The 9,873-nt window shown below is 57.9% G+C and carries 5 protein-coding genes; all 5 read left to right on the top strand.

The features are described from left to right. Nucleotides 1-135: 135 nt before the first annotated feature. The 5 genes from LOC70_RS13565 to LOC70_RS13545 all read left to right on the top strand — a co-directional run bounded on the left by LOC70_RS13565 (nt 136) and on the right by LOC70_RS13545 (nt 9,774). Nucleotides 136-963 (top strand): hypothetical protein, encoded by an 828-nt coding sequence (locus LOC70_RS13565; protein WP_230254127.1) that lies wholly within the window; start codon nt 136-138, stop codon nt 961-963. 235 nt (nt 964-1,198) lie between these two features. Further along, nucleotides 1,199-2,086 carry a 3'-5' exonuclease gene (locus tag LOC70_RS13560; RefSeq protein WP_230254126.1) on the top strand — a complete coding sequence of 296 codons (888 nt, stop codon included), beginning with the start codon at nt 1,199-1,201 and terminating at the stop codon, nt 2,084-2,086. A gap of 13 nt (nt 2,087-2,099) precedes the next feature. After that, nucleotides 2,100-3,134, top strand: a complete 1,035-nt coding sequence (locus LOC70_RS13555; RefSeq protein WP_230254125.1) for a hypothetical protein — start codon at nt 2,100-2,102, stop codon at nt 3,132-3,134. Nucleotides 3,135-3,340: 206 nt separating this feature from the next. Continuing rightward, nucleotides 3,341-4,453 (top strand): WD40 repeat domain-containing protein, encoded by a 1,113-nt coding sequence (locus LOC70_RS13550; protein ID WP_230254124.1) that lies wholly within the window; start codon nt 3,341-3,343, stop codon nt 4,451-4,453. A 131-nt stretch (nt 4,454-4,584) separates the two neighbouring features. Continuing rightward, nucleotides 4,585-9,774 (top strand): SdrD B-like domain-containing protein, encoded by a 5,190-nt coding sequence (locus LOC70_RS13545; RefSeq protein ID WP_255716337.1) that lies wholly within the window; start codon nt 4,585-4,587, stop codon nt 9,772-9,774. The last annotated feature ends 99 nt before the right edge of the window (nt 9,775-9,873 follow it).

The raw sequence follows: 9,873 nt of genomic DNA, 5'->3' as shown, positions 1-9,873 counted from the left end.
TAGCGATCGTGCGGGTCCTGACTCCTTTGCGGGTCAATTCGATGAAAATGGTGAGAGCGGGACCGAACGCCGATTTAGATTCGGAGGAACCGTTTTGGTTCCCTGGTATCCGAGGACGCAAATTGAAGCGACACAATGACTTCCACTCGATCCTGGCTCGCGTCCCAGTCCGCCTCAGCAACCTCCGCGCTCCGCTTGGTCGCCATAGGGACGCTGCTTGTTTTTGGATTGCCAGGCCCGATCGCGAACGCTCAGTCGCCGGATTCACGGGATGAGTCGACCGTGGCCAGTGCCACCGACACGACGGTCAACAGTCCCCCTCGGACTTCGCGAAGACATCCCGCGGAATCGAGCGTCACGGGAACGTCACTTCGATCGTTGATGCGAGCCGCCACGTCGCCGCGTTCTTATCAGCTATCCGACCACGGCGACTCGGTCCGGCTGACCAGCGGCATCGCGGAGGATCTTTCAGGTGCGAACTCGCGAGCCCAAGAAGGTTTGGCGTCGCTTCGAAAACCAGTGGCCAGCATTCGACTGATGCCCGTTGCCAGCGAGGGTGAGTTGCCCAGTGATTCCGCGAAGGAACTGTTGGCATCCGAGGCCCCACAGGTGATCGACAGCCAATGGCATCCCACCCCGACTCACGATCGCTATCCGGTTTGCTTTCAACACCAACCTTTGCACTTCGAAGAACGCAATCTAGAAAGATGTGGGAAGGGTTGCGGCTATTTCACCAATGTGGTCTCGGCGTTTTGGATGATCGGCAACACCGCGGTTTGGCCCTATCGTTTGGCGGCACAACCGCATTGCCGTTGCGTACGCAGCATCGGTGATTGCCAAACCTGTCGAAGCTACGACTGTCCCGTCGAACCACTGCGACACGGAACCACCACGCACCCGATTGCAAAAGGCACCTTGGCCGAGGCAGCCGCCATCGCTGGGTTCACGTTCCTGCTTTTGTAGATGGATCGCTGGCTGGCGGCATGTGCTGGCATGTGTTGCCGAACCCTCGACTCTCAATATTCCACCGGACGATTTCCGTCTACTTTGGGTGGCTTGGCGGTCGTCCCCGGTCGAAGCAGGTCTGTGGTAGTTTGTTCGCAACCCTCTGCCACTCGAATTGCTTGCGGCCTCTCGTGGATCACCGAACGCAAAATCGAATCGCGAGAGGGAGCTTCCTCATCAATGAGAAATCCCCATGAGCGACTCAGTTGCGCACCTAATTTTTGATGTCGAAAGCATCGCGGACGGCGACCTCATTTCTCGCGTTCGCTATTCGGGCGAGGACCTGTCCCCCGAAGAAGCCATCGCGAAATATCAAGCGGAACGACTGGAGCAAACCGGTTCCACCTTCATCCCTCACACGTTCCAAGTCCCCATCGCGGTCGTAGTCGCCAAAGTCACCGCGGACTTTCAATTGGTGGACATCAAATCGTTGGATGAACCTGAATTTCGGCCGCATGTGATCACCAAGTACTTTTGGCAAGGCTGGGAAATGTACAACATGCCCCAGTGGGTCACTTTCAACGGGCGATCGTTCGACATTCCCATCATGGAACTGTCCGCGTTTCGTTACGGCATCTCGATTCCCAAATGGTTCGACGACAGCGGCTACAAATCACGACGAAATCGTTTCAGCACCCATTCGCATTTGGACCTGCAGGAACTGCTCACCAACTTCGGCGCCGCACGTTTCAACGGTGGCCTGAACCTTGCCGCTCAAACGCTTTCCAAGCCCGGCAAGATGGGGCTCAGCGGCGATCAGGTGCAATCCTCCTATGACGCCGGAAATTTGAAAGAGATCAGCGATTACTGTCGCTGTGATGTGTTGGACACCTACTTTGTCTTTTTGCGATGCATGGTCCTGACCGGCAAATTGGAATTGGAACGAGAACTGGAGCTGGTGGAACAGACTCGAAAGTGGATCGAGGCGGAAAGCGAAACTTGCCAAGCCTGCGCGGATTACATGACGCAGTTCGGTGATTGGAGGAACCCATGGCTGGCCGAGACCACCGAAGCGAATGAAGAGAACGACGAAGCCGAACCTTCGGACACCGAGTCGGTCGAATCACCTCAGGCTGAATGAGAGGGAAGTAGGCATGACCTCCACATTGGTTTCTCCAACCACTTCCCGATTGGTGCGAATCACTTGCCCGGAATGCTCCGCTCTGCTGGAACTCGCTTGGAATCCAGCGGCCAATCCATCCGCTGAAACCGGAACTTCCGAAACCGAATGCACGGCGTGCCATCGCACGATCGATCTGAATCGGATCGACCGAGGCGAATTGGCGGACACACACTCCTTTGCCGTTCGCCAAGAAGCCGCCGAGCGATTGCGATTGGAACCGCCCTCGGTGGAACGAGTCTTGGTGCAGGCGATGCGTCTGCTGCGATTCAACTGGAAAGTGCTGTTGATCGTTTCGTGTTTCACGACCTTCGTTTGGTTCGCGTTGGTCGTTTGGCCCTGTCAACAACTCAGCCAACTTTGGTCGCTGGCACAACAGGATCCCACTCAATTGCTGGTGTTCATCGCTGCCGGCTTGATGGTTTCGCTGGTCACCGCCATCACCACCGCCTACACCACCTCCGTGATGGCACGCACCACGCTCGCGGTATCACGTTACGGAAAACACACTTCCAAGCCCAATCCTTCCGGGATCGAGCTTGGTCGCCTGACCGTCCCGTTTGGTGTGCTAGGAAACATGACCTGTTTCATGGGCATCGTGGGATTTCTGGCGGGCATTCTGCTGGTTCTCGGCGTGCTGGCCATGGTTGTATGCATGTTGGTGCTTCCCATGCCGCGAGAAACCGCCACGTTGGTCGGCACCTTCGTTGTTGGATGCGTTTACTTTGTGTTGATCTTTTCGTTGCAGTGGTTTCTTTGGCCCGCCGTGTTCCTGATCGCCGACCGACGTGCGTCCGTTTTGGATGCCTTGTCCCAAGGAGTTGGCCTCGCATGGCGTTTTCGATCCATCAGTCTCAAAGTGGTGACTTTTTACTTTTTGCTGTCCACCGTGGGTGCGTTGCTGTTTTATGTTGGGCAAGCCATCACCACACCGCTGGCCAGTCTGCCATTGGCGGTTGCCTATCTACGAATGACCGGCGGGCAAACAGCGTTGGATTCCCCCCGGTGAACGTGACGGCCGTGAAACGCGACGGTCGATAATTTCGATTCACGCGTTGAGCCGATCATGCCGATCCTTCCGATTGGAGTGCGTACGCAAGGAACGCGTCGCCACGCTTGATTCGGAACGCGGGGGCATTCGAAATGCAACACTCGACGACACCACGACAAGGTCTCGCGACTACACGACGACAAGTTCTCGCGGGATTGGCAACCGTGTCTTTGGCCTCCGTTGGGATCACGGCGTTTGCTCAGCCACCAGCGACCGCCCCGACGATGCGCATCGCCGGGAAACCGACTCAGTTGATCACATCCAACGATCTGCCCGCAGCTCGAATCGTGCGTCTTCCACCCGTCGATGACCGCGTGAAACAAGTCGTCGTCACCGCGCTCGCCATTGATCCACGTGGGGAATGGTTGGCCGTCGCTGGCGACGATCATGTGATCCGTTTGGTGCATCAAGAAACACTCAAAGTCGTCAAAACGCTGGGTGACGGTCATCGCTCGCAACCGTCACCGGTTGGCCATAGCGACATGATCCGCACGTTGGCCTTTGATGCTTCCGGCAGTCGTCTGGCTTCGGCCGGCAACGACGGGCGGCTCATCATTTGGGACCGCAACGAACAGTTTTCTGTGCTGCAAGAAATCGGGTCGGCTCCCGCATTGGCGTGTGTCAACTTCTCGCCGTCGGGACATCAATTGGTCGCGGTTGGATTTGACAAAGAAGTCTTTTTGATCAGCAACCAACCCACCCAAAACGAACGATTGATGAGCGATTGCAACGATCTGCGTTGCGGTGTCTATCGGCACGATGGACAAGCTCTGGCTGTGGCCGGCCGTGATGGGCATGTGCATTTGTTTGATCCCAACACGGGCAAACAGATCGCCGACCAACACCTGCACACTCGCCGAGTACGCGATTTGGACTTCATGCCGGGTTCCGATGTGTTGGTCAGCGTTGACGAAGACGGCGTGATCATCCGCTGGGACACCAAACGCGACGAAGTTCTCTCGCGTCAGAAGATCACCACCGGCCGTTTGTTCTCTCTGGCCATTGTCGATGAGCAACGATTCGCCGCGGCGGGAAGCGACGACGTGATTCACTTGGTTGACATCGGCACCGACGGGCAAACCCTGTTCGTCTCCGGTCAACTGCGCGGGCACGTCGGTTCAGTCGCGACGTTGGCAGCGGTCGACGGAATGGTTTACTCCGGCGGATTCGACGCCACACTTCGCCGATGGGACCTCAGTCCTGACGCCATCGCCGACAGCAAAATTGCATTGGGAAGCGACGCAACCACGCCCGCCAACGAACCGACGCCTCGCTAGTCCCGCTTTCGCTGCCCTCGGTGGCACCATCCAACATCATCAATGTGCGGTACAAGGAGGTACCAAACGTGATCTGGAAACGTCTCGAACGACTGCTGAATTCCAACGCCCCCGCTCCCACCGAGCGGAAGATGCGTTTCGAGTCGTTGGAAAATCGGCGTCTGATGGTGGCGGACCCGATCCACGTTGGCGTGGTGTACTTGGAAACCGATTACTTGGAATCGGACCAAGACGTCGGCAGCGACTCCAAGGGGGATCGCTTCATCCTGTCGTTCACCGGCGGTGCGCCGGGAACCGAATTGACCGAGCTGATCATCCGCACCGACAAAGACGGCGACGGGATCTCGGTCGGCGATCCGATCTTTGACACCGAACAGGGTGGTCGCGGAAAGAATGGCTACCATCCGTTCAAAGTCCAAACGATCGACACCATCGATGGCACTCCCGCGGATGTCACGGCAACGGTGGAAGACGGCGGTCAGATCCTTCGCCTGAACTTCCAAGGATTCAGCGCCGGCGACCGACTTGAGTTCACCATCGATGTGGATGAGGTGCTCCGCAACTTGCCGGACCTCGATGAGTTCAACCAACGCTTGGACGTCATCACCTCTGGCCAAGAATTCCAAGACTCGATTCTCGAAGCCCATTTCGAAGCACCGGACTACTACACCGCCGAAGCCGACGCGATCTTCTTGAACGACTTCGGCGATCCCGCCGGTCAATACGGATTGGATTTGCCGCCCGATGAGGGCACCGACATCGACAGTCGTCCCAACCGTTCCGCGGCGGCAGTTGGATCCGCGACTCAAACCCCGATCCCGGCTTCCATCGGCGGTTTCGTTTATCGAGACGATAATGATTCGGGCACCAAAGACGCAGGCGAAGTCGGTCTGGGCGGCATCACGGTTCGATTGATCCCCATCGATACCATTGCACCGCAAGGCCAACTGGAAACCAAGACCAACGCGGACGGATCATATCAATTCACCAACCTGATGCCGGGTCGCTATCGCATCGTCGAAGTCGACCAGCCTGCAGATTTGGAAGACGGCAAAGACGCGGCCGGTACGATCGAAGGACGCGTGGTCGGTTCGGCGGTCAACCCTGGCGATGAGATCAATGACATCGTCCTTCGCGGCGGCGACGTGGGTGTTGACTACAACTTCGGCGAAGTCCCCCTGGGATCGATTGGCGGCTTCGTGTACTTGGCCGCTCCCGGTGCGGACTGCGATGGCGATCATGACGAAGGTGACAGCACGCCACTGCAAAACGTCGAAGTCCGATTGATCGACGAACAAGGCAAAGTGGTTGCGACAACTCGAACCGGTGCCGATGGAAGCTATCTGTTTGACGATCTGCGGACCGGCGTCTATGAGATCGTGGAGATCACACCGGATGGATTGCTCGACGGCGGCTCGCACCCCGGTGAAATCCGGACCATCGCGTCCAACATCTTTGTCCCCGTTGGTAACTCAGTCGACGGAGGCCGAATCACGCATGTGGCGTTGCCACCGGGCGGCGAAGGACACGAGTACAACTTCTGCGAAGCCGCCCCCGGCTCACTTTCCGGTCAGGTTTATCACGACCGTGACAGCGATGGGACTCGCGATGCTGGCGAAGAAGCCATTCCGGGAACCGAATTGGTCTTGGTAGGTTCCGATGGCAACGTGGTCGCCACCACGCTGACCGATGCCAACGGAGCGTACAAATTCAGCGGCTTGGCAGCCGACACCTACCGCATCATTGAAACGCAGCCTCTGGGCTACATCGACGGTCGCGACTCCGTCGGTCAGATTGACGGTGTGACGGTCGGCAGTCTCGGTTCCGATTCGGACTCGCTGGTCAGCATCACGCTGCGACAAGGCTTGCACGGCGTCAACTACGACTTCGGTGAACGCAAGCTCGCATCACTCAGCGGCCGCGTGCATGTGGACTTCGACGAAGACTGTTTCAAGGACGAAGACGAACCGGCCCTGGAAGGTGTCATCATCACCTTGGTCGACGCCAACGGAAACCAAGTCGCGGTCACTCAAACCGACGCCGAGGGTCGTTATCGCTTCACGGATCTGATGCCGGGAACGTACACCGTCATCGAAACGCAACCCGAAGGTTACTTCGAAGGCGGAGCCAAACCGGGTTCGGCCGGAGGCGTTCGCGAAACCGCCAGCCGCATTGGATCCATCACGCTGGATTCCGGTGAAGTCGCCGTGGACTACGATTTCTGCGAGCGACCACCCTCCGAGATTTCAGGCGTGGTTTACGTCGACCGCGACGCGGATTGTTTTCGCGACTCGGGCGAAGAAGGCTTGTCCGGCGTCATCATTGAGTTGGTCGATGACAGTGGAACGGTGATCGCCACGACTCGCACCGCGGCTGATGGCACTTACAAATTCAGCAACTTGCCCGCGGGCTTCTACACCGTTCGTGAAATCCAACCCAGCGGGTACTTCCACGGCGGACAAAAAGCGGGCAGCCACGGTGGCGATGATTCCCAAGCCGATGTGATCTCGACGATCGACATGGGCTGGGGCGAAACGTTGACGCAGTACAACTTCTGCGAGCTTTTGCCGTCGGAGCTATCGGGCATTGTTTACGTCGACAAAGACGCGGATTGTTTCCGTGACAGTGACGAAATCGGATTGGCCGGCGTGATCGTCGAACTGTTCGATGAAAACGGCAACTTAGTTGGCAGCACCACCACGGATGCCGATGGAGCCTACCACTTCGGCAACTTGAAATCCGGTGTCTACACCGTTCGCGAAACGCAGCCGGTTGGTTACTACCACGGCGGGCAAATGGCCGGCAGCGGCGGTGGAGACGACAGCGTTGCCGACGTGATCTCGTCGATCAACATTGGTTGGGGAGCAACACTGATCGACTATGACTTCTGCGAGCGTTTGCCATCGGAGTTATCAGGAACGGTCTATGTCGACCAAGACGCCGACTGCTTCCAAGATCCTGACGAACCGGGACTGGCCGGCGTCTTGATTGAGCTGTTCAACTCAGCTAACGAGTTGGTCGCCACCACCACAACCGACGCCAGCGGAAACTATCACTTCGGCAACTTGCAAGCCGGATCGTACACCGTCCGCGAAACACAACCGGATGGCTATTTCCAAGGCGATCAAATGGCCGGCAGCGCCGGTGGAGACGACAGCGTCACCGATGTGATCTCCGCGATCCCGGTTGGTTGGGGCGAAACCCTCATCGACTATGACTTCTGCGAACTTCTTCCCAGCACCATCTCGGGAATGGTTTGGGCCGACACACAGCGAAACAGTGTCTTTGATGACGGCGAGACTCCACTGGCAAACGTGGTGATCGAACTTCGCGATGAGAACGATCAACTGGTCGCCACCACTCAAACGGACGGGCAAGGGCGATACACGTTCGACGGGCTGCCACCGGGAACCTATTCCGTTCACGAAACACAACCGGAGGGCTACTTCCAAGGCGGGCAACTCGTCGGCGACTTCGGCGGCCGCGTTCTACGCAGCGACGTGATTGGTGAGATCACCATTCCAGGTGGCATTGATGCGACGGGATACGACTTCCCTGAATTGCCGCCGGCAACGATCTCCGGCTACGTCTTCCAAGACGGCGAAAACCTGGTGTTGCGAGAGGCCCCCAGTCCCGAAGACCTGCGTGATTATCGCGACGGTGAATTGACCGATGATGACACCCGCTTGGCTGGCGTCACCTTGGAACTTCGCAACGTGCTGGGTCGCCCGGTGGATGCGTCGACGTCCGCTTTGGCCGGTCACTACGGCACCGAAACCATTCGCGTGACCACCGACGAAAACGGCTACTACGAGTTCACCGGACTGCGGCCTGAAACCGTTTACTCGGTGTACCAAGTCCAACCGCAAGGCTTCATTGACTCGCTCGACACGCCAGGAACCACCGGTGGTTTGGCGATCAACGTCGCGGACTTTGTGACCAACTCCGATGGAACCCTCACGTTCCCCACGTCGGTCCAAAACCTGATGAACGACGCTTCGACCGATCCGAAGTTCGACGCGATTCTGCAGTTGTTCGTGGGTGCCGGACAAACCAGCGACAACAACAACTTCAGCGAAATCGCGATTGAGGATCCGCCGGACGAGCCGCCTCAATTCGATCCACCCGAAACCCCGGTGGAACGTCCGTTGGTGCCGATCGAAACATTCGATTCCCCCATTCGCCCAATTGCGTTTGGCCTGTACCTCGACCCTCAACAGCAGTTCTTCTTCTCCGATGAATGGCAAGTCTCTTGGCACCTCAGCGTGATCAACGGTGGCTTCCCACGGGGCGACGGTGCGGGTGCGGTTCAATCGGAGATCGTCAGCAACGATGACCTATCCGAAACCGACGGGCTGATTCATCCGGCGACCTATCGCGGCGACTCGATTTTGGAAGACCAGGATCTCAAGGAACGCAAAGGCAAGCTGCACAGTTCTTTGCTTCGCAACGATCTGATGGCCGGATTGTGGCACATCCAAATGCCCACGGTTCGCACCTTGGCGTCCTCCGTGGAAGCCGGCAGCCACATTCAACTCGGCCACCCCGACGCGACGCCGTTGACCGGCGACTTCAACGGCGACGGTGTGGACGAAGCCGTGTTGTACATCGGCGGTCAGTGGTTCATCGATCTCAATGGCAACGGCAAATGGGACGCGGGTGACATGTGGGTGCGATTGGGAACGGAGCTTGACCGGCCCGTGGTTGGTGACTGGGATGGCGATGGCAAAGACGACGTCGGCATCTTTGGTCGTCGTTGGGAAAACGATTGGATTCGCATCCGACGTGATCCCGGTCTTCCCGACCCCGCCAACACACGACGCCGTGGATTGTCACGCGAAGAGTTGGTGCCTCGCGAGACAACCGCGAACGAAGACCAACAACGCATGTTGATGCGTGGTGAAGATGGCGGCTTGTTGGCCGATGCCGTCGATCACGTGTTTCAGTACGGCGAACAAGTCGACACGCCAATCGCGGGCGATTGGAACGGCGACGGCATCGATCAAATCGGTGTCTTCCGAGCCGGCCAATGGTTGTTGGATGACGACGCGGATGGACGTTGGACCGGCAAGACCAAGCCGCATCAATTCGGACGCCCTGGTGACGAACCCATTGTGGGCGACTTCGACGGCGATGGGATCGATGAGATCGGCGTGGTTCGCGGGGACGTTTGGATCATCGACAGCGACGGTGACCGGCGTTTGACCGCCAACGATCAACGCATCGTTGTGATGCGTGACACACCGGATTCCAAACCCATCGTGGGCGACTTCGACGGCGACAACAAAGACGAGCCCGGCTACTACCAAGACGCCAGTTGAGCGATCTGCTCTCGTCGTTCGCCACTCACGCCCCGTCGCCTCCCACGTCCGTAGCGAAACTCGTCAAGAGTTTCCTCTCACACCCTTTCCCAACCCCAC

The sequence above is a fragment of the Rhodopirellula halodulae genome, assembly GCF_020966775.1.
Classification (GTDB): domain Bacteria; phylum Planctomycetota; class Planctomycetia; order Pirellulales; family Pirellulaceae; genus Rhodopirellula; species Rhodopirellula halodulae.
This window is presented reverse-complemented; position numbering and strand designations above follow the sequence as displayed.

What these genes read in the sequence shown, in the direction of transcription:
- LOC70_RS13565 (WP_230254127.1), top strand. Translation starts at nt 136, where the DNA reads ATGACTTCCACTCGATCCTGGCTCGCGTCCCAGTCCGCCTCAGCAACC.
- LOC70_RS13545 (WP_255716337.1), top strand. Translation starts at nt 4,585, where the DNA reads ATGCGTTTCGAGTCGTTGGAAAATCGGCGTCTGATGGTGGCGGACCCG.
- LOC70_RS13560 (WP_230254126.1), top strand. Translation starts at nt 1,199, where the DNA reads ATGAGCGACTCAGTTGCGCACCTAATTTTTGATGTCGAAAGCATCGCG.
- LOC70_RS13555 (WP_230254125.1), top strand. Translation starts at nt 2,100, where the DNA reads ATGACCTCCACATTGGTTTCTCCAACCACTTCCCGATTGGTGCGAATC.